Consider the following 20614-nt stretch of genomic DNA (forward strand, 5'->3'; position numbering starts at 1 on the left):
TCGCTCATTCCTTGCTGGAGGTGAAGGAGGAGTCCCAGTACTTCGACGGCTCGGCTGCGACCTCGGTGAGCCCGGCGTCACCGAGGATGGAGATGGTGTTGGTCCAGTCCGCCTCGGCGTTGACGCCCGGTGCCTGACCCTCGGTGTTGGCGGTGGTGAGCAGCGGAATGGTCTCCTGCCACTGCTGCAGCAGCACCGATTCCGGCGGAGTCTGCGGGTCCTTGCCCACCATGGCCTTCACGGCCGCTTCGGGGTTGGCGATGGCGGCCTCGAACGACTCGGTGGTGGCGTCGACCATGGCCTGCACCAGTTCCGGGGAGCTCTCGATGGTCGAGGTGTTGGCAATGAGGCCGTTGCTGAAGAAGTTCAGGCCCTCGTCGGAGTAGCGCAGGTAGCGCATCTCCCGGCCCGACTTGTTCGCGATGTTCGGTCCCTGGTCGTGCGCGAAGCCGATGAGCCCGTCGACCTGACCGGACAGCATCGCGGCGATCTTGCCCGCGGAGTCGAGGCTTTGCTGCTGCACCTGGTCCTCGGGGACGCCGGCGCGGTCTAGGAAGATCGGGAACGTCGTGGTCGGTGCGTCACCGGCCGAGACGGCGATGGTCTTGCCGGCGAGATCGGCCGTGGTCTGGATGGGACCGTCGGCGTAGACCTGAACGGCGGACGGCGTCGTCTGCAGGAAGACGCCCAGGCTCTTCACCTTCACGCCCTTGTCGATGTTCGACATGACGGCGGCGGAGTCGGCCCAGCCGAAGTCGGTCTGGTTCGAGCCGGCGGCCTGCGCGGTCTTGGTCGAGCCCTGGCCGGCGGTGATGGTGAGGTCGATGCCGTGCTTGGCGAAGATCCCCTCCTGCACGCCGTAGTAGAACGGTGCGTGCTCGCCGTAGGGGTACCAGTTGAGCATCAGGGACGTCGCGGTGGTCTCACCGTCGGCGCCGGGAGCCTTCTCCGCACCGCCACCGCCGCCGCCACATCCGGCGAGAGCGAGCGACGCGGCTACCGCAGCCACGAGGACAGTCTTGAGCTTCATGGAAGTCTTCTTTCGAGGGGGTGTGGGTGAGGCAGCCTGGTCACACTGCGCCGACGGACGCAGTGGAGCGGCGCGATGCATGCCAGGGGATGAGGAACTTCTCGGCGATCTCGATGACGAGGAACAGCAGGATGCCGAGCAGAGACATGATGATGAGGGCGGCGAACAGCATTGCGGTGTCGATGTTTCCGTTCGCCTGGAGAATCACGTAGCCGAGTCCTTCGTTGGCGCCGACGAACTCACCGACCACCGCACCGGTCACGGCGAGTGTGGCCGCGATCTTGAGGCCGGACATCAGCTGCGGGAGCGAGGCGGGAAAGCGCACCTTGCAGAACGTCCTCCACTTGCTCGCACCCATCGTGGATGTGAGTTCGAGGATCTCCGGGTCGACGGACCGCAGGCCCGCCATGCCGGCGATGACGATGGGGAAGAAGGCCATGAGGACTGCGACCAGGATCTTGGGGCTGGCGCCGAAGCCGAGCCACACGACGAACAGTGGTGCGATAGCGATCTTCGGGATGACCTGGGCGAAGAGGATCAGCGGGTACATCGTCTTCTCGATCGACGACGAGTAGATCATCACTACCGCGACGGCGATGCCGACCAGGCCCGCGATGACGAAGCCCGCGATGGTCTCGTAGGTGGTCACCCAGGTGTGGCCGGCGAGGTAGGACGCGTTGTCCACCATCGTCGACCAGGTGTCACCGGGAGACGGAAGGATGTAGGGCGCAACCAGTTCGGTGGTCGTGACCGCCCACCACGCGACGACGAGCGCAGCCACGAGAGCGAGGGGCCGCCACAAGCCGGACCAGGTGTTGCGGAACGAGGGAAACCGTCGACGACGCGTCGGCGCGGGATGCGGTGCCGACGGTGCAGCGACTGGGGCCTCGACCGACGTTGTTACCGCCATGAGGAGTCCTAAAGCTAGTAGTGGTGCGGGTCCGACTACTCCCGCTGGAATGCGCTTTCCGAAGCTGCGGCCGAATCTAATGTGATCGCGCCCACAGTGTCAAGGAAAACGGACAACTACCTGTTCAGGGCGCTGCTCGCGCGCAGGACGACCGTTCCCGGTGCGTACTCGTGCGCGTCGAGGGCGCGGTCGGACGGGTCGAGCGCGAGCTGCACGGCACGCTCGCCGATGTCGACGAGAGACAACGCGACCGTCGACAAGCTCGGGACATGGTCTCGTAGGGTGGGGATGTCATCGAAACCCGCGACGCAGACGTCGTCGGGAACGCTCAGGCCCAGCTCACGCCACGCGGCGATGGCTCCGATGGCCATGACGTCGGTGACAGCGAAAACGCACGGGGGAGTGCCGTGTCCGGGCGTGAGTTCCAAGGCTGCCGCGAGGCGTCGAGCTGCGCTGTACCCGCCGTCGCGGGAGAAGTCGCCGGCCACCTCGATCTCCGGAGTGATGCCGTGGCGGCACAGCGCGTCGACGAATCCGTTGCGACGGTCCGCGGACGTGCGGATGTTGCCCGGGCCGCCGATGATCGCGAAGCGCCGATGGCCGTGCTCGTACAGCGCTTCGGCCAATGCTGCTGATGCCGAATGGTTTTCGGGCTCGACGGCCGCGCCGAACGGCATGGGCTGGCCGATGACGACGACGCGACCCCCGTTGTCTCGATACGCCTCGAACTCGCGTTCCAGGGCGCGGTCGAGGTCGCCGCTCTGCCGCGATCCGGCAAGAATGATGGCGTCGGCACGGTGAGAGATGAACGTGCTCACCGACTGCCGCTCGATGGCGAAGTCGCGCTCCGTGCTCGCGAGCAGCACGAGCTTCCCGGCGTCACGTGCCTCGTTCTGCACACCGCGGACGATGGAGGAGAAGTACGGGTCGGCGACATCGTGCACGACGAGGCCGATCAGCCCCGTCGACGACCGCGCCAAAGCCTGTGCCTGGGCATTCGCGATGTAGCCGAGATCGGCTGCGGCGGCGCGTACTCGGTCGGCGACGCCCTCGCCGGGCACCCGCGACGATCCGTTGAGCACCCGTGATGCCGTGGCCTGGGAGACGCCGGCCGCTGCTGCCACGTCACGCAATCGCACTGCCGCCATGCTCGCCACCCCCACGAAATCGTTGCGGTCTGTCGGTGCCTGTTGACCGATCGACCTCGACAGCATAGCTTGGAAAGCGCATTCCGAAGCTGACTTGCCCCTCGACGCGTGCAGGACTTTCCGCCGCACCGTCTCCCGAGGCCCTCGCGCGCCTCGATCCTCTCGGTCGTGCACTCTTCAGACCTGGCTGCCGAGCAGTCAGAAAGGCCACTCGATGTCTCACCTCACCCGAACCCTGCGCATCGCCATGAACGGCGTCACCGGTCGCATGGGCTACCGTCAGCATCTTCTGCGTTCCATCCTCCCGATCCGCGACGCCGGCGGATTGCTGCTCGCGGACGGCTCGCGTGTCCAGGTCGAGCCGGTGCTCGTCGGCCGCAACGAGGCCAAGCTGCAGGAACTCTGCGCTCAGCACGGCATCGCCGAGTACACCACCGACGCCCAGTCGGTCATCGACGATGCGTCGATCGACATCTACTTCGACGCCCAGGTGACCTCGCGTCGCGCGGAGGCACTGTCGTCGGCGATGAAGGCCGGCAAGCACATCTTCACCGAGAAGCCGACTGCCGAGACGCTGACGCAGGCCATCGAGCTGGCGCGTATCGGGCAGAACGCGGGCGTCACGGCCGGCGTCGTCCACGACAAGCTCTACCTCCCCGGACTGGTGAAGCTGAAGCGACTGGTCGACGAGGGCTTCTTCGGACGCATCCTCTCCCTGCGTGGCGAGTTCGGCTACTGGGTCTTCGAGGGTGACGGTCAGCCCGCGCAGCGGCCCAGCTGGAACTACCGCGCCGAGGACGGTGGCGGCATCGTCGTCGACATGTTCTGCCACTGGAACTACGTACTCGAGGGCATTCTCGGCAAGGTCGAGACCGTCACCGCCAAGGCCACCACCCACATCCCGACGCGATGGGACGAGCAGGGCAACGAATACGCCGCCACCGCCGACGACGCCGCGTACGGCATCTTCGAGATGCAGAACGGTGTTGTCGCGCAGATCAACTCGTCGTGGGCCGTGCGAGTGTTCCGCGACGAACTGGTCGAGTTCCAGGTGGACGGCACACACGGCTCCGCGGTGGCGGGACTGCGCAACTGCGTCGCCCAACACCGCTCGCACACCCCCAAGCCGGTGTGGAATCCCGACCTGCCCGTCACCGAACCCTTCCGCGACCAGTGGCTCGACGTCCCGGCCAACGCCGACCTGGACAACGGCTTCAAGCTGCAGTGGGAGGAGTTCCTGCGGGACGTCATCGCCGAGCGCCCCCACCGCTACGGGCTGTTGTCTGCCGCGCGCGGTGTCCAGCTGGCGGAGCTCGGCCTGCGCAGTTCCGCGGAGGGCCGCCGCCTCGACGTGCCGGAGATCTCGCTGTGACCGCCGTCGACTCGCGCCTCACCGTCGCGCTGCCGGGTCACGGCTCGTATCAGCTCGGGGAGCCCGGTGAGTGGACGAAGCCCACCTCCCCAATCACGTCGCGCATCGCCTACGCAGCGGCACATGTCATTCCGCGTACGACGGGCGACAACACCCCCGGCGCACCGGCCGACATCGACTGGGACGCCACCCTTGCCTACCGGCACGAGCTGTGGTCCTACGGTCTCGGTGTCGCCGACGCCATGGACACCGCGCAGCGCGGCATGGGCCTCGACTGGGCGGCCACCGCCGAGCTGATCCGACGATCGGGTGCCGAGGCCGCGCGGGTCGGCGGCCTGCTCGCCTGCGGGGCCGGAACGGACCAGCTAGACCTGACCGAGCTGCCGTCGGGCCGGGAGGGTCTCGCCCGTGTCCTCGACGCTTATCGTGAGCAGATCGCCGTGGTGCAGGAGTCCGGCGCCAAGGTCATCATCATGGCCTCGCGTGCGCTGGCGCGGGTGGCGTCGTCACCCGACGACTACCTGTCCGTCTACTCGACGTTGCTCGACGAGGTCGACGAGCCCGTCGTGTTGCACTGGCTCGGAACGATGTTCGACCCTGCGCTCGAGGGTTATTGGGGGAGCGCGTCCGTGGACGAGGCGACCGAAACGTTCCGTGGACTGATCAACGCGCACGCCGCCAAGGTCGACGGTGTGAAGGTGTCGCTGCTGGACGCTCAGCACGAGATCGCCCTGCGCGCAGCTCTGCCCGACGGAGTGCGTCTCTACACCGGGGACGACTTCAACTACCCGGAGCTCATCATGGGCGACGGTGAGCATCACTCGGATGCGCTGCTCGGCATCTTCGCCGGCATCTACCCCGCGGCGTCCACGGCTTTGCAGGAGATCGATCGCGGCGACACGGCCCGGGCCGAGGAGATCCTGCGGTCGACTCAGGAACTGGGCCGACACATCTTCGCGGCGCCCACCTACTACTACAAGACGGGCATCGCGTTCCTGTCATGGTTGAACGGGAAGCAGCCGGGCTTCTCGATGGTCGGCGGGTTGGCGTCGGGCCGCAGCGTGGAGCATCTGACCCAGCTGTTCGTCTTGGCGGATCGTGCTGGGCTGCTGGCAGACCCGGCCTTGGCTGCGCATCGGATGGGCCTGTACCTGGAGCTGAACGGGGTGTCGGCATGAGTCTCGAACGTCTGTCTCTCAACACCAAGACGGTGAACAACTGGACGCTGAAGGAGGCCGTCGAGGGTGCGGTGCGGGCAGGGCTCGGCGCGATCGGGCCGTGGCGTGACCGTGTGCAAGAAGCGGGCGTCACGGAGTCGGCGAAGATGATCTCCGATGCCGGGCTGCGGGTATCGACCCTGTGCCGCGGCGGCTTCCTCACGGCCATCGACGACGACGGGCTCGATGACAACCGTCGCGCACTCGACGAGGCAGCCGAGCTCGGGGCTCCCGAGCTGGTGATGGTGATGGGCGGTATCCCGGATCGAGACCTCATCGGTGCGCGGGCACGGGTGTCCGAGAGGCTCGCCGAACTGGTGCCCTACGCGCTGGAGCGAGGTGTGCGAATCGCGTTGGAGCCGCTGCATCCGATGTTCGTGGCCGATCGGGCGGTGATCTCGACCTTGGGTCAGGCACTGGCCATGGCGGAGCCGCATCCGGTGGAGGCGGTGGGCGTCGTCGTCGACACGTTCCATGTGTGGTGGGATCCTGACCTCGAGGCGCAGATCAAGACGGCGGGGAAGCGTGGCCGGATCAGCTCGTACCAGGTGTGCGACTGGTTGGTGCCGATGGAAGCCGACCCCCTCCTATCCCGCGGGATGATGGGCGACGGGGTGATCGACTTCGCGATAATCGGGCAGTGGGTCGAGGAGGCCGGCTACCGCGGTGACGTCGAGGTGGAGATCTTCAACGCGGCGATCTGGGCTGCGGATGGGGATCAGGTGATCGGGACGATGGTGGAGAGGTATCGGGATTTGGTCGACGCATCCCGCAACTAGGTCGAGGCAAACTTGGTCGCCCTCACGACGAGCCGCGCATCTGCCCCGCTTCGCTTCGCACCATCTTTGCGTTCTTAATTCCCTCACGCCGAGCTGCGACCACGTCGTGTCACCGAAAGTTCGCGACTCGGCGCGACTTTCCCGCCGGTGACAAGACACTCTGAGCTGGACCGCAACCCGGCCGAAAGTCACGCTGATACCGCACCGAAAGTACCCGTGCAATTGGGCTACCAACAGTCCGGGCCGTGACCAATTTTCTACGAATGTCGCGCAGTTGAGGCATGGTGGTGACTGTGGACGAATCAGCAGCAACGCGGCTCGTCGCGGCAGTGGTGGCGTCGAAGTCTGCTGACCCACTGCGCGCGCTGACGGTAGTCGTACCCAGCCCCGCCGCCCGGCGAGACGTCACCCGAGCACTAGCGCTCAGCGGCGGATCTGCCAACACCCGCGTCGTGACCCTCGATGCTGCTGTCGATGTCCTCGCAGCGCCAGCGTTGACACCGCGACTCCCACTGTCGTATCCGCTCCTCGAAGCGTCCATCGAGCGAATCCTCGACGCCGAGCCGGGTCGATTCGACCACGTTGCGGACCAACCGATCACCGCCCAAGCCTTGGCCACCGCGTCATTTGTCCTGACCGGATACGCCAACCCGCAGGCTGAGTCGACCACACTCGTCGACGAGATGCTGCGCATCCACCGTCTCGCGGTCGCCCTGCACAGCGATTCCTATTACTTGCGCCACGAGGCGTATGCGGCTGCGCTCGCCAACCTCGATGAACTCGGCGCGATCATGGTCTACCTGCCCACCCCGGTCGACGCAGCGTCTGCGCACCTCCTCGACGTGATGCAGAAGCGGGGAATCACCGTCGATGCCACCGACACTGTCCACGGTTCGCTGGTCGTTCACGCCTCCGACGCCGACGACGAAGTGCGGGCCCTCGCGCGCATCGTCCGGGCCCACCTCGCAGACGGGATACCTGGTCATCGGATCGGCGTCTTCTACGGCTCTCGTGATCCTTACCTGCGGCTGCTGCACGAACACTTCGCCACCGGCGACATTGCCTTCACCGCACCGGAGTGTCACGGTCTCGCCGACCGTCCTCTTGCTCGATCACTGATCGCGTTGCTCGAGCTGGATCCCGCAGAAGTCCCTCGGCGTGACCTGCTGGCTGCGCTGGCGGGGCGTGCGGTGAAACGACCAATGCTGAACGACGCGCCGATCTCGCAGTCGAAGCTGGAGCACCTGACCCGCAAGCAGGTGCCGATCGTCAGCGGCACCGACTGGGACCGCCTCGCAGGCGTGGAACCCGATGCAAAGTTCCACGACGCAGCCATCGCCATGCACGGTTTCGTGGTGACATTGCGTCAGACCCTCTCTGCCATCGCATCATCGACAACGTGGGCGGATGCATCGACGGCAATCGAGGCCCTGATCGATGACTATTTCGCCGCACCGACCTCTGAGCAGGCGAGCGCCGACAATTCGCTGATCAGCAGCATCGTCCGTGACATGGCCTATCTCGACGGCATCGCGCCGAAGCCCTCGAGCAACCGCATCGCCGACGCGCTTGCCAGCCGCATCGACGCCATCAACCGCACCGTGGGAGACGCCGCCGCTGCGGTCACCGTCGGCCCGCTGTCGGCAGCAGCCGGCCGCGATTTGGAGGTGTCGATCATCGTCGGTGCCGCCGAAGGCATCATTCCTGCCCGTCGGCGCGGCGATCCGCTACTGCCGTCCCAACTCACAGGCAGAACCACCGCCGATGACATCGCGCACGACCGTCGGCTATGGAACCTGGCACTGGCCGCGGGCCGCTCCCATCGCATCGCCACGTTCCCGCGCGGCAGTCTCCGCGGCGGCGCTGAGAAGGTTCCGTCACGTTGGCTCCTACCGACGATGGAGTATCTCGCTGGGAAACCAGTGGGTGTTGTTGATTGGCAGAAGGACACGGTCAGCGCACCCGGCATTGTCACCATCGAGTCGTTCGACTCGGCAATTCAGAAGGTGGACAGCCGCATCGGAGTGAGCTCTGGGTCGGCTACCGAATGGCGCCAACGTGCCCTAGCGGCTGTGGATGCTCGTGGCCGACAGAGCGTATTGATTGACCCCGTCATCACCAACGGCATGGCCCTACGCAGCGACCGACTCGAGGGCCGTTTCACGCGGTTCAATGGAAACGTTTCGAGTGTGCGAGAGCTGCTGCGCTACTTCGATGGTTCAGTGGCGCCCACCGGTCTGGAAGCGTGGGTCGCGAGCCCGTACAAGTTCTTTCTTTCCCATGTGCTGAAAGTTCGGGCACTGGTTGATCCGGATGCGTCCGCGCAGATCGATGCACTCGCTAAGGGAACGCTGATCCACGCAATTCTCGAGCATTACATCCGGACCGTGATCGACGGTGAGGAGCCGTCTCTCGACCGTCTCCTCACCATAGCCGACCGGGAGCTGGTCACAGCACAGGAAAGCGCCCCGGGATGGTTGCCACAGCTGTGGGACAAGGACCGCGCACTGATCCGCGACGATCTCACGGTGTGGTTCGCGCACGATGCCGCCGATCACGCCAATGGATGGTCGCCTTTGATGGTCGAGAAGACGTTCGCGGACAGCGACGCGGTCATCACTGTTGACGGGGGAGTGGTCAAGTTCAACGGATCGATCGACCGCGTAGACATCCACAGTGATGGCCGTGTTCGCGTCACCGACTACAAGTCGGGACAGGCCAAGTACTTCAGCAAACTCACCAGTAGTTCGCCGACCGATAGTGGCGTCAAGTTCCAGCTGCCCGTCTACGGACTGTTCGCGCGGACTCTCGGCACCGACGTCGTTACCCGCTACTGGTTCATCACCAGCAAAGGTCAGTTCGATGAGGTCGGATACCCGCTGACCGACGGGGTGCTCGACGTCCTGATCGACGATGTCTCCCTGATTCACACCGCGATAACCTCCGGTTACTTTCCGCCCCGCACGACCGAGTCGTATCTCACCGACGATCTGCTTGCTCTAGTCGGAAAACGCGGTCTCGAACGTGCCTGGGCGAGCCTTGAGGACGTGCCCGAAATCGACAGCTACCGGCGGAAATACGAGCGTTCATGACATCCCAAGAATTGGTCGACTCGACGGAACGCGACCGTATCGAAAGCGATACTGCAGCAACGCTGTTCGTTGAAGCGGGCGCTGGTAGCGGCAAGACGCACTCACTGGTCCGACGCATCTGTCACCTCGTGCTCGAGGACGGCATCGAACTCGATCGCATTGCCGCCATCACCTTCACCGAGAAAGCCGCTGCCGAATTGCGAGAGCGGGTTCGTGTCGAGCTGGCGAAGCACGCAGGCGGTCTGGCTGAACGCGCATTGCTGCAGGTCGACACCGCTGCGATCGGCACGTTGCACGCTTTCGCCGCCCGCATCGTCAGTGAGCATCCCCTCGAAGCGGGGGTACCGCCGCGACTTCAAGTGGTCGACGCAATGGGCTCGCAACTGTCGTTCGAGCGTCGCTGGCGCCGGATTCAGTCGCACCTGTTCGGCGACTCCTCGACCACGCCCGCGGAGCTGGCCGATGCGATGAAAGTGATCGTCGCGTCCGGTGCTTCGCTCGACCAGGTTCGCACGTTCGCCGATGCTCTGGACCGAAGCTGGGATCGGCTTGTCGTCGCAGAGGTTGTTCCTGTCATGGTCATTCCCGATATCGATGATCTGCTGCGTCAGGCTGATCTAGTGGTCGACAACAAGTCGGCGTGCTCCGATCCCGAAGACAAACTCTTTCTCCACCTCGACAAGGTCGCGGCGTGGCGCAAAGACCTGGCCGACAGCAGGGGGAGTGCCGCGTGGCTCGCCGTCGCGTTGTTGTGTCCCAGCTCGGGACGTGGAGGCAGAGCCGGCAGTTGGGGCGGAGGGATGCAGAAGGTCAAAGATCTGATCAACGACCTGAAGGCGTCCGCTTCCGAGGTGCGGACTCGCTACGTGTCCAGCGCCATCGAGGTGTTGCTGCACTACCTCGCGATCGTCATCGTCGACGAGGCTGCTCACCGCCGCCGCGAAGGCCGTCTCGAGTTCCACGACCTTCTGGTGTATGCCCGTGACGTGCTCGGACACTCGGATGTGCAAGCAGCCGTGCATGCCAGGTATCAACGTGTCATGCTCGACGAGTTCCAGGACACCGACCCGTTGCAGCTCGAGCTGGCCCGACTGATCGTCGACGGCAAACCAGGCCGACTGTTCACCGTCGGTGACCCCAAGCAGTCCATCTACCGTTTTCGCCGCGCCGATATTGCGGCCTACATGGCTGCACGCGAACTCGCCGGCGACGGCATCGCCACGTTGTCGACCAACTTTCGCTCGACAAAAGCTGTGCTCGACTGGATCAACGAGGTGTTCGGTCGCGCCATCGTCGCCGACGGCCATGTGCAGCCAAGCTATACAGCGCTCGACCCCGCGCCCGGGCGCCCTGCATGGACTTCAGATACCGGCCCGAAGCCGTTCGTGTTCATGGACCCGACCACGCCGGTCGACGGCGAAGAATTGATGACGAAGTCCAACGCACTGCGGGCACGGGAAGCGCGCGACGTAGCCAAGATCATCTACACCGCGACGACGGAAGGTTGGCAGAAGGAAGTTGGCGGCTACGGTGCGTACATCCACGAGCCGATCATGTTGCGCGACATCTGCATTCTGATCCCGTCACGTGGGGTGCTGCCGTACCTCGAAAAGTCCTTGGACAACGCGGGTATCGAATTCCGCTCCGAAGCATCGTCATTGGTGTACTCGACGCAGGAAGTGCACGATTTGCTGCTGGCGTGTCGAGCTCTCGCGAACACAGCGGACGAAGCAGCACTGGTTGCGGCCTTGCGGACTCCGCTGTTCGGTTGCGGTGACGACGATCTGCTGAGGTGGAAAAGCGCCGACGGCAGGTGGAACTGGTTCGGTGATGCGCCCGCGGGTCTGGAGGAGTCGCCGGTTGCCCACGCTCTCGCGTATTTCCAAGCAGTGTGGTTCGACCTCGGCACCATGAACCCCGGTGCGTTGCTCAGCCGTTTGGCGACTGATCGCCGGGTGTTCGAAGTGTCGATGGATTCACCTCGGCACCGAGATGTGTGGCGCCGCCTGCGGTTCGTCATCGACCAGGCGCACGCGTGGTACGACGACGACCGCGGCAATCTGCGGGACTATCTCGATTGGGCGGCGACGCAGAGTGAGGAGGACGCACGTGTCGCCGAGGCGGTGCTGCCGGAGATCGGTGTCAACGCGGTGCGGATCATGACCATCCACGCAGCCAAGGGGCTGCAGTTTCCGTTCGTGATCGTCGCCGGAATGAGCGGTGGCTTCCGCCAAGGATCTGAGGCGGTGATCTGGGACGACGATGGTGAGCTGCACGCCAATATCGGCGCGGCCACCCAGACAGTGGGCTTCTCGGCAGCCAACGTCGTCGAGAAGAAGCACACCGAGGCTGAGCGAATCCGTCTGCTGTATGTGGCCTGCACGCGCGCCGAGAGCCTCCTAGCGTTCTCGGGCTACGCACCGACGGGTCGGGCCTGGGGCAAGGTTCTCGACATCGCTGATTCCGGAGCGCCTGCACTGCTCGATGTGGTTCGAATCGAAGATCGAGGTAGTTCTGAGACGGGAGAGTCGGAGGCGTGGGATCAGTGGCAGGCCATCAGCGCTCGTGTCAAAGAGACGTCGTCGATAGTGGCGTCGATGTCGCCGACTACAATCGCGCACGCTGCCACCGACGTCGCGCGCGAAGTGCTGGCCGGTTATCGCGATCACAGTTTCACCGTTCGTACTTCAGCAGAGATAGTGCCACCGTCGGTGGGGGCTGTCGATCACGGCGCGGAACTCGGCGTTGCTTTGCACGCACTGATGGAAGCCGTCGAGCTGACAGACCCCGATTACGAAGTGAAGGCGCGGGCGGCGGCGTCGCTGGCCGGTCTCGAGGACCCTGATCGCTTTGTGCTGCTGGCGCAGTCGGCCCTGGAGTCGGAACCGGTACGTCGAGCCGCGGAGTCGGAGCACTGGCGGGAAATGCCGCTGATCGGCCTGGCGCCGGATGGTCGTACCGTGGTCGACGGTATCGCTGACCTGGTCTATCGCGACGCTTCGGGGGGTCTCGTGATCGCCGACTACAAGACGGATGTGGGTGTTACTGACCTGACGATTGCGGAGTATTGGGTGCAGCTCGCAATCTATGCGTCGTTGTTGGGCAAAGCTGTTGGTGACGAGGTGTGCCGGCTCGAGTTGATCTTCTGCCGGCCAGGCGGGGCGACAGTGATCAGTAGGGAGCGTGCGGAGACTGCGATAGCAGAGTGTTCTCACTGACCAGTCACGAGCAACAAGATTCTAAAACAAGATGGCCCCGTTCACGAGGAACACACCAGGGCCATCTCGGCGATACTGCTACCGGGATCGATCGCTCGATGCGCAGCCTCGACGTTGTACACGGTCGTGGACGACCGATGGTTTCGCGCCATGACGACATCCTGCCAGCGGAACCAAAATCTCGCTAGCTCTGTGTCCGCCGTCTTGGGGGAACCTCAGCGCGGCCCTGGCTCTCAGTCGACCTGTGCGGGGCAGGATGCCCACCACAACAGGGGGGGGTGGCCATAAACATGTCAAGGGTTAACCCTCTCGCCCATTGCTTCAAGGGTCTCCAGTAGCGGAAGCCAACGGTGTCGTCGGTCAGCAGACCCGAATCTGCGGATTCGCTTCGCGACCCTTCGGAGGTACTCGGCCACTTCGTATTCTTCTTCGTCGAGAAGCTCGCCGTACCTTGCGTCGAGCAGATACGGCAGTCGGTCGCTGGCGTGCATGGCGACGCCATCGAGGAGGATCTCCAGATCGCGTGCAGCAACCTTCATGCTCGACGACTGGGACGCGGCGACGTATTCGAAGTCGCCATCCCACAGCGCTGCCCGCAGGGAGTCCGGTTGCAAGGTAACAACCGTTCCTAACAGTCGTCGCTGGTTGTTGGATGCATTCATCGCTAGAACCTCGTGCGCAAGCCTCAGCACGTTGTCGTCCGTCATAGACGCACCAATGACGATCAGGTGGCTTGTTGCCATGAGAGATTGGACAATAGACGCAAGCGGACGCCGCTCGGAATCATATTGAACGAAGTCACTACGACTGAGAATGATGCTATCCGGATCAGCAACGTCACCGTGCATCTTCAACAACCACGATTGTTTGTTGGTTACTTCTTCGCGAGGGAGTACTGAGATCGACTTGGGCCCGTTGGCCGACTTGCATGCGTCCTCGTAGAGGGTGTCGTAGTTTGTAGTTACTGCCTTGTCGACACCCAGTGACGCGAGCAGGCAGTGCGCGAGGGTGGGCATGTGGGATGCGCCGGATCCTGTAGCTTCGGCCGCCCTGGCACCCAGACTCCGTCCGCTGGACCTGGACAGCAACTGCGCCCGATCAAGCACGTTCATTGCGGCGAAAGCATCATCGTCGAGCATCGGCAGAGTGTCTAGCTTGATCAGCTTTAGCAGTTGGTCCCAATTCGGCAGACCGGCGGACACGCTCACGCCCGCGCCGAGTAGCAGCGCGACGTCACCGCCCCTAATCCTTGTAGCCAATTTCTCGGCCGCTGCGCTCCGGGCGGTTGGTTGGTGCCGCTCCCGCCTGATCGACTGGAGGGCTGCATAGTCTGCCGCATTTTCCACCACGATTACGATGTCAAATTCCGAATCCTCCACGAACCTAGTGGTGTGGTCGAGCAGGGACTTGATTACATCACCCCGCACACCGTCGTAGCCGCCCAGTCCGACACCGAGCGTCGGCATTGCAATCAAAGGCCTCACCCGGCCGTCTCCTAGTCTGGGCGCGTTCGCCTTGATCTCCTCGAGCGCCTCGTCTAGACCTGCCATCAGCCACGGGACGGACTGCCGTCCGTCGTGTGCGACGTTCAGAATCCATGCCGGCCGGTGAGCGGTCGAACGGGATGGAAGCTGACGGGCGCGTCCCGTTCCAATTGCAGCTGACGGCTCCTCATTGAGTTCAAGGGCAGGCCACCAGGTCCGACGCGGAACAAAATTCGAGCTCGTCGGGACGATGAGAACATCGGACGCAACCGCTTCCAGCCGGCCCTTCACAACGAAGACGTGACCGGCCACGCGCGTTTCGGCGTTTGGTAGATGGGGATGCTTCAAACCGCTGCCGAGGGGTAACTTCATCATAAGACCGATACTAGGTCTGCGCGCGCGGTGCGCGGTATCGAGACCGCAAGGTAGTGGCGGGCCCGTCCTCGAGAGTGGTGACGAATAGCGTATTAACGAGCGGATTCGGTGTGAACCGTCCTGGGTGTGGTGGAGACTGTGATCTCATCAGGAGAGTGCCGGTATGGCCGCACCGAGGAAGTTCGACGAGGAGACTCTCCAGCGTGCGGTGAGGATGTATCGGGAGCGGATTCCCGAGCACGGTGACACCAAGCTCGCCGCCCGAAAGCACGTCGGTGGCTTGTTGGATGTGAATCCGGCGACGCTGTGGAACTGGGTCGAGGAGACCGGCGCCGCTGACGAACCCGATGGAGGATCAGGGGGCTGAGCGTGATGCGGAGCTGGAGGCATTGCGCCGTGAGGATGCCGAATTACGAAGAGCCAACGACATTCTCGAGACAGCGTCAGCGTTTCTCGCAGCGGCGGAGGTCAACCGCCGACTGCGGTCATCGTCGATTACATGGACGTTCACCGGCACCTCTACGGGGTCGACCCGATCTGCCGAGTGCTCACCGAGCACGGAATGAAGATCGCCCCGTCCACCTACTACGCCGCCAAGAAGCGGGGCAACGTCTCCTCGGCTGCCCTCGCCGAGGCGTACGCCGCGAACACCGTCCACACCGTGTACGTGACCAACCGGTGCCTCTGCGGAGTCCGCAAGATGTGGCATGCGATGAAACATCTGGACACGATCTCGGCCGCGATCAGGTCGGGCGGCTGATGAGCATCTACCGGGGCCGTCGGGAACATTCGCGGTCGCCGGCGCACGGTCACCACCGAGCTGGACGATCGGGCGCCGCGGCATCAATGTGTGGTCAAGCACGCGTGGTAAACACCACCTCTCGGATAAGGGAGGTCGTCAATTGCTCCGACCGTCGCCACGGGTTGCGCAAGAACTGACAATCATTCGATTGGTGTCTCATCTTCGCGGCGGACTCGAAGGGCCTCAATTTGAGATATGACCGCGCGCTCCGCGCGGTTTGGGGGTCCGTCAACGCTTGCCACCTCATTCGCGAGTTCGACAATATCGGCGAAACCTCCAGTCTCCGAGACGAACTGTTCCCAGACCTCACCCTCGGTGATTTCAACCAACTGCGCCAACTGATCGTCGACGACCTGGTGTTGATCCCCCACGATTGAGACAAGGTGCCGCATCAGAAGGGCCTCGTCGTCAGAGATCTTCCCATCGGCCTTGATAACTAACCACGCGACCCACAAGGCCAAGCGGGGATGTTTCGAACGCGCGGAGAGACGATTTGCAATCTCGAGTACCCGGGCCTCGTTGCGGAAGACGGCTCGTGCATGGCGTCCAGCAACCTGCGTCGTATACCGGTTCAGGACGACAGACAGCGGTACCCCGACCAGCGGGATGCCGATCTTGATGACATTGCGCTGTAGGAGAAACTTGCCAACGAATGGCAAGCCCCTAGCGGCATTCAGCACGCCTTTCGCGTAAAAACGTCTGACAAGGGGTCGGATCGCGATCGGCACAATCTTGACGACGCCCTCGCGCGCCACTTCTCCACCTTTGATGGTAAAGGCCACCCGAATGAGCTTCCAAAGGTCATCTGGGTCGTTCAAATCGAGCGGCACGCGATAAAGGACAGCTACGTCGTAAGCAAGGTGCAGTTGCAGTTGCGTGATGTAGACAACGTCGACCATCACGGTTGCGATTGCAGCTGGCACCGTTGCTGGGGATGCCCCACCAAGAGTCCCGATAGTCGCGGCTATCGTTGCTGTGTAGGCACTGGCAGACAGGCCGCCCTCGATTGCTGCATAGCGTGAGGCCATCTTGATGCGCTGATCGACAATCCCATCGGCGGGCACGCCTTTGTACTTGGTCTGGAAGTACTGCCAGTCCACTTTTTCGGAGTACGCGCGAAGTGAGTGAGCCAACAGCTTCGTGAACCAACCGCCAGATTTGATGTCGTCGCCGCTCAACTGCTTGACAAAATTTTGAACCTCAGAGCGATCACGCTGAACTCGGAGGCGCTCTTCTGGCTCGGCGTAGTGCGACTCATTGAGATGGTCGGTTCCTGTGGCATTCTTTGGCACGGATGCTCCTTGGAGAGTGAGTTGGCAGTGGCCGGCCCTGTGTGGGCAGGTCGCCGGTATTCGGACCACATCGTGTCGGAGCGGGCCTTCACTGAGGTTCGTCGCCTCGTAGCAGTACTTCGGTTGGTGGGATGACAGCACCGAGCTTACAAGGCGCGACAATCTTCCCGTCTGTCTTACCCGCCGCGGTTAGCTCATTGGCCCGGCGGAGTTCGCGCACAGGGTTCTCCGCCGATTGTCGTTTCTGTCCAGCCAGCGTTCAGCGTCTCATTTGCCCAGGATGCGGGCACAAAGCTCGAAATCGAGATGGCCCTTTTGCTGAGAACATGCCGCCGCCGCAGCGAAGTTCGACAGGCCTAATTGTCCTAGACACCACTAGTTACGCTGCGGTCGTCAGAGTCGAGTCGGAACCGGTACGTCGTGCTGCAGCGACCGATCATTGGCGCGAGATGCCGCTCGTCGGTGTTGCGCCGGATAAAGAGACGGTTGTCGACGGCATTGCGGACCTCGTCTACCGCGATAGCCCTGGTGACTTCGTCATCGCCGACTACAAGACGGACCTCTGTGTCAGCGACCAGACGATCCAACTGTATGGATTCAGCTCGCCATCTTCGCGGTGTTGCTCGAGCAAGGCTGCGGGCAGGGCGGTGTGTCGGCTCGAACTCATTTTTTGTCGAACCGAAGGCGCGACGGTGATCAGTCGTGAACGAGGTAGCTCTGCGTAGTGATCGGTTGGCACTATCGAAGCAGGTTGTCCATCGCTGTCGTGGCATTCGTCTGGTCGCGCGCAAAGCCGGCACCATGCCGAGGAAAGGGTGCAGCCCACTACGGGGGCGCTTCGGCCCCTTGAGGGCTACAGCGTGGGACGGATCCATCGCTGTCACCGCTCGGACCACGAGTTCCTGATCGACACGACGAACACGGTGTGGGGACTCATCTGTCCACCAGTGGGGACCTCGACCTGGCCAGCAGGCATAATTCTCCGGCGTACGCGTCTGTTCGTCAGCCGCCGTCATGGAATGATTGCGGGATGCCGCCGCGCCGCTATCTCATTCGTCTGGATGCTTACGAGGAACTGATGCCGCAGTCGCAGTTCGGCCGCGCCTACTTGTACGGCGAGGTTCATCGTAATTACGCCGAACAATGGAACCTTGCGGTCGAGCTCGGGGGGATGCTTCAGATGCTCATCACCCACGCAGGCGAGCTGTTCGACACCAAACAGGAGCTCGACGAGGCGATCTTCGAGCGCGCCAGCGGCTGGGGAATGGGTCTGCACCAAGCCCTGCGCGAGCACGTCGAACAGCATTGCATCGAACGCGTCGTCTAGGGGTGTCGCCCTGTTGCCATGAACGGTTCGGCGGAGCTCAGCTCCTGTGTAATGTGCCTCCGCTGGTCCGCGCACCGCGCACCGCGCACCGCGCACCGCGCACCGCGCACCGCGCACCGCGCCAGCGACACCGAAGCGCAACCTTCCGGCGGTGCTCCCACCGTGTGCCCATACGCGGCTGGCCGGGCCCGAGGATGTCACAGGTACGCCGGAAATCTCAGGAGGTGGAGCTTGGGTGCCGATGGTGGACGAACCACCTAACAGTTCAGGAAGCTCGGCGAGTGTCAATGGTCCCGACGGCGCGTCGGTACCGCCTGACAGCCAACGCGACGCTTCGTCGCTTCCGAACGCGGTGAATTCGACATTCGCCATGCACCGGCCCGGTCGGGTGAGAGCGGGGTGGAGGCGATCGATCCGCTCGTTGGTCGTGAACAACAGCAGCGTCTTCGACCCGTGGCCGAGGATGCCGTCGGTTACGTGCCCTTCCGGTCAGCGAATATTGGGCAAGGTGTCGGGCATCGAGTAGGAGCAGCCCAGGTGATCGAGGCTGTTCACTCCACCGTGGTCGCGGAACCACGCCGTACAGGCCTGCGCGGCCAATCGCAGATCCGCGGTGAACAGGTACCCGTCGGTGCAGTCATCGAACAGGTCGTCGTGGTGCCAGGTGTCGAGTGTGAGGCCGCCGACCGAATGGTCGAGCAGGCGCCGCTGTTCCAGCACCGTGCGGGAGCGCCGCACCATCACAACCCCTCGTCGAGTTTGTGGAGTTGGGCGTTGATCACCTCGTCGTCAACATCCGGGTCGTAGTTGCTGGGGCCCAGATCGACGATCAGACCCACCGGGTTGCCGATCAGCGATTCGACGAGCCAGTTCGCAGTGGCATCCCACGCGTCCACCGGGAAAGTGGTTCCGCGAGTCGTGATGACGCAGTCGAGATGGTGGCCGTGTTCGATCGTCGCGGTCCAGGCCGGGCAGCGCCGACCCACGCCCCGCAGATTCACGATGCCGTCGTCGTCCTGCCACACCCGGCCGAGGACGAACGGTGCAGGATGCGCATGCCCGTCCTGCGACAACGCCTCGATCGACCACCCGGTGAGATCCGTCTGCAGATCCGGCACCGCGACGACACGATTACCGTCGTCCGTGGCGGCGTACTGCCACTCCGGCAACGTCTCGGACACTCGGGTCAGACGATCGCTGCATTCGAGGCGATAGACATCGTCAGCGACCACACGCAGGCGAGTGATGGACCAGCTGCCACTCAAGCACCACAACGCTTTCAGGCATCGTTGGGCGGCGCCGTCGAGGTGGGCTGAGCGCGGGTCCACCACGAGATGCTGTCTGCCCGCCGGTGAGGGAGTTCTGCGGACCGAGAGGTATTCGTCGAAGCACGAGAAGATGGTCTCGCCCAGCCCCCGGTCGGTGTTCGGCGCGGTCGTCTCGATCTCGACGGTCACCGTGAAGGCGGGCGTCTCGGGCTCCTCGTACCGGAACTCGGCGTTGTCGGGCTGCGTCGGAAACCACGGTTCGCGGGCCCACAGATCGGTTCGACAGGTTTCCGCTCCCACGACGACGAACTCCCGAGCGACGCGTTCCGCGGTGTCGAGTGCCTCCTGTGCGGAGACGATCCAGCCGGTGTGAGGGAGTTCGAACACCACGCGCGCCTGCAGCAGCGCGGACTCGTCGATGCGGGCTCGGGGGACGCCGGCGCTCGCCAGCAGTCGTGCGCAGTCGTCCTCGGTGAGATCGTCCAGCACTGTGTCGATCTCGACCGACACAGTGAAGCCGGGATCACCGTCGGGGATGCCGTACGGACCGAAAGGGGATGTGCTCATGTGATTCTCCTACGGCCCGCGTGCTGGGGCCACGACGAGCGAGACCATGTCATCGCTCACTCTCTGTCTACCCGAGGGGTACGACAGGTATCCCGCTCGACCGGAAGGCTCTACATACTCATCCACCGGCCGGTGACGACGGTTCCGCCCCCACGGATCACATCCTCAGTAGAAGCAGCCTGGTCACTCCGAACGTGATCCGCCCCGGTCGCCCGCGATGCCTTACCGGTATCCGGACCGGGTGAGGCTGTCGAATGTCGGATCCAGGTGACCGAACGTCAATGCAGTCGTCGATACGCGGGTCGCTGGTGTCGGCTGTCGAGAACAAGTCTCTACGCGGAATTCTGTGCAGTGGGGGCACGGTCTTCCCGCGCGGGAACCCCGTCAGGTCGCCAGTCGCAACGCCTGAGCCCGTGCAGCGAGGGAGAAGGGGATCGCGGTGCCTATCCCCACGGCGAAGGTCATGAGTAGCGTTGCCCACCAACACCATCGGCGGATCCCGAGTCGACCCCTACTCCGGCAGCGCCCACGCGTGGAACGCGACGACGACGAGAATCAGATCGACCATCGCGAACTTTCCGGGCACCGTCGACCAGATCTTGCCGACGAAGAAGTCTGCCACCGAGCGAGTGCCGTGCTCTCGGACGTAGGGGATCGCGATGGCGTTTTGAGCGACACCGGCTACTGCGGCAATAGCTATCAGGCGGCGTTCCTCGGACGCGGTCACGGGGCT

Annotated in this window: 14 protein-coding genes, 1 pseudogene and 1 other annotated feature; of the genes and pseudogenes, 7 read left to right on the top strand and 8 right to left on the bottom strand. The window is 63.7% G+C overall.

Annotation, left to right across the window (positions count from 1 at the left end; genetic code table 11):
- Window positions 1-4: 4 nt before the first annotated feature.
- The 3 genes from QRN16_RS02925 to QRN16_RS02935 all read right to left on the bottom strand — a co-directional run bounded on the left by QRN16_RS02925 (window position 5) and on the right by QRN16_RS02935 (window position 3088).
- Window positions 5-1030 carry an ABC transporter substrate-binding protein gene (locus QRN16_RS02925; protein ID WP_285184550.1) on the bottom strand — a complete coding sequence of 342 codons (1026 nt, stop codon included), beginning with the start codon at window positions 1028-1030 and terminating at the stop codon, window positions 5-7.
- 40 nt (window positions 1031-1070) lie between these two features.
- Window positions 1071-1940 (bottom strand): ABC transporter permease, encoded by an 870-nt coding sequence (locus QRN16_RS02930; RefSeq protein ID WP_285184551.1) that lies wholly within the window; start codon window positions 1938-1940, stop codon window positions 1071-1073.
- 116 nt (window positions 1941-2056) lie between these two features.
- Window positions 2057-3088 (bottom strand): LacI family DNA-binding transcriptional regulator, encoded by a 1032-nt coding sequence (locus QRN16_RS02935; protein ID WP_285184552.1) that lies wholly within the window; start codon window positions 3086-3088, stop codon window positions 2057-2059.
- 214 nt (window positions 3089-3302) lie between these two features.
- Here QRN16_RS02935 and QRN16_RS02940 point away from each other — a divergent pair, with 214 nt between their 5' ends.
- The 5 genes from QRN16_RS02940 to QRN16_RS02960 all read left to right on the top strand — a co-directional run bounded on the left by QRN16_RS02940 (window position 3303) and on the right by QRN16_RS02960 (window position 12766).
- Complete coding sequence (locus tag QRN16_RS02940; protein WP_285184553.1) at window positions 3303-4460, top strand: Gfo/Idh/MocA family protein; 1158 nt, start codon at window positions 3303-3305, stop codon at window positions 4458-4460.
- On the top strand, window positions 4457-5638 hold the full coding sequence (locus tag QRN16_RS02945) for a dihydrodipicolinate synthase family protein (protein WP_285184554.1): 1182 nt from the start codon (window positions 4457-4459) through the stop codon (window positions 5636-5638). Before QRN16_RS02940 ends, QRN16_RS02945 begins: the two co-directional genes overlap by 4 nt.
- Window positions 5635-6456 (top strand): sugar phosphate isomerase/epimerase family protein, encoded by an 822-nt coding sequence (locus QRN16_RS02950; RefSeq protein ID WP_285184555.1) that lies wholly within the window; start codon window positions 5635-5637, stop codon window positions 6454-6456. Before QRN16_RS02945 ends, QRN16_RS02950 begins: the two co-directional genes overlap by 4 nt.
- Before the next feature lie 293 nt (window positions 6457-6749).
- Window positions 6750-9548 carry a PD-(D/E)XK nuclease family protein gene (locus tag QRN16_RS02955; protein WP_285184556.1) on the top strand — a complete coding sequence of 933 codons (2799 nt, stop codon included), beginning with the start codon at window positions 6750-6752 and terminating at the stop codon, window positions 9546-9548.
- Window positions 9545-12766, top strand: coding sequence for a UvrD-helicase domain-containing protein (locus tag QRN16_RS02960; protein WP_285184557.1), 3222 nt, complete (start codon window positions 9545-9547; stop codon window positions 12764-12766). The genes QRN16_RS02955 and QRN16_RS02960 overlap by 4 nt, the downstream gene beginning before the upstream one ends.
- A gap of 293 nt (window positions 12767-13059) precedes the next feature.
- Here the strand turns inward: QRN16_RS02960 and QRN16_RS02965 are convergent, their stop codons facing one another.
- Window positions 13060-14625 (bottom strand): SIR2 family protein, encoded by a 1566-nt coding sequence (locus QRN16_RS02965; RefSeq protein WP_285184558.1) that lies wholly within the window; start codon window positions 14623-14625, stop codon window positions 13060-13062.
- 163 nt (window positions 14626-14788) lie between these two features.
- Between QRN16_RS02965 and QRN16_RS02970 the strand changes: the two are divergent.
- Window positions 14789-15493, top strand: a pseudogene (locus tag QRN16_RS02970) (IS3 family transposase); the annotation flags it as partial.
- Window positions 15071-15202 (top strand) — a sequence feature (AL1L pseudoknot). Its footprint overlaps the pseudogene before it by 132 nt.
- A gap of 74 nt (window positions 15494-15567) precedes the next feature.
- On the opposite strand, the gene QRN16_RS02975 reads toward QRN16_RS02970, so the two are convergent.
- Entirely contained in the window at window positions 15568-16719 is a 1152-nt protein-coding gene (locus QRN16_RS02975) for a tellurite resistance TerB family protein (RefSeq protein ID WP_285184559.1), read from the bottom strand.
- A 1030-nt stretch (window positions 16720-17749) separates the two neighbouring features.
- Between QRN16_RS02975 and QRN16_RS02980 the strand changes: the two genes are divergently transcribed.
- On the top strand, window positions 17750-18046 hold the full coding sequence (locus tag QRN16_RS02980; protein ID WP_285184560.1) for a hypothetical protein: 297 nt from the start codon (window positions 17750-17752) through the stop codon (window positions 18044-18046).
- Between the two features lie 489 nt (window positions 18047-18535).
- Here the strand turns inward: QRN16_RS02980 and QRN16_RS02985 are convergent, their stop codons facing one another.
- The 3 genes from QRN16_RS02985 to QRN16_RS21785 form a co-directional block, all read right to left on the bottom strand.
- Entirely contained in the window at window positions 18536-18787 is a 252-nt protein-coding gene (locus QRN16_RS02985) for a hypothetical protein (protein WP_285184561.1), read from the bottom strand.
- Entirely contained in the window at window positions 18787-19881 is a 1095-nt protein-coding gene (locus QRN16_RS02990; RefSeq protein WP_285184562.1) for a hypothetical protein, read from the bottom strand. Before QRN16_RS02990 ends, QRN16_RS02985 begins: the two co-directional genes overlap by 1 nt.
- 511 nt (window positions 19882-20392) lie before the next feature.
- A complete protein-coding gene (locus QRN16_RS21785; protein WP_350310199.1) occupies window positions 20393-20608 on the bottom strand; it encodes a DUF2834 domain-containing protein in 216 nt (71 codons plus the stop codon).
- Between the last annotated feature and the right edge of the window lie 6 nt (window positions 20609-20614).

The sequence above is a fragment of the Rhodococcus sp. MEB041 genome (assembly GCF_030208955.1).
GTDB lineage: Bacteria > Actinomycetota > Actinomycetes > Mycobacteriales > Mycobacteriaceae > Rhodococcoides.

What these genes read in the sequence shown, in the direction of transcription:
- QRN16_RS02935 (WP_285184552.1), bottom strand. Translation starts at nt 3,088, where the DNA reads ATGGCGGCAGTGCGATTGCGTGACGTGGCAGCAGCGGCCGGCGTCTCC.
- QRN16_RS02960 (WP_285184557.1), top strand. Translation starts at nt 9,545, where the DNA reads ATGACATCCCAAGAATTGGTCGACTCGACGGAACGCGACCGTATCGAA.
- QRN16_RS02985 (WP_285184561.1), bottom strand. Translation starts at nt 18,787, where the DNA reads ATGGTGCGGCGCTCCCGCACGGTGCTGGAACAGCGGCGCCTGCTCGAC.
- QRN16_RS02990 (WP_285184562.1), bottom strand. Translation starts at nt 19,881, where the DNA reads ATGAGCACATCCCCTTTCGGTCCGTACGGCATCCCCGACGGTGATCCC.
- QRN16_RS02950 (WP_285184555.1), top strand. Translation starts at nt 5,635, where the DNA reads ATGAGTCTCGAACGTCTGTCTCTCAACACCAAGACGGTGAACAACTGG.
- QRN16_RS02930 (WP_285184551.1), bottom strand. Translation starts at nt 1,940, where the DNA reads ATGGCGGTAACAACGTCGGTCGAGGCCCCAGTCGCTGCACCGTCGGCA.
- QRN16_RS02940 (WP_285184553.1), top strand. Translation starts at nt 3,303, where the DNA reads ATGTCTCACCTCACCCGAACCCTGCGCATCGCCATGAACGGCGTCACC.
- QRN16_RS02980 (WP_285184560.1), top strand. Translation starts at nt 17,750, where the DNA reads ATGCCGCCGCGCCGCTATCTCATTCGTCTGGATGCTTACGAGGAACTG.
- QRN16_RS02925 (WP_285184550.1), bottom strand. Translation starts at nt 1,030, where the DNA reads ATGAAGCTCAAGACTGTCCTCGTGGCTGCGGTAGCCGCGTCGCTCGCT.
- QRN16_RS02965 (WP_285184558.1), bottom strand. Translation starts at nt 14,625, where the DNA reads ATGATGAAGTTACCCCTCGGCAGCGGTTTGAAGCATCCCCATCTACCA.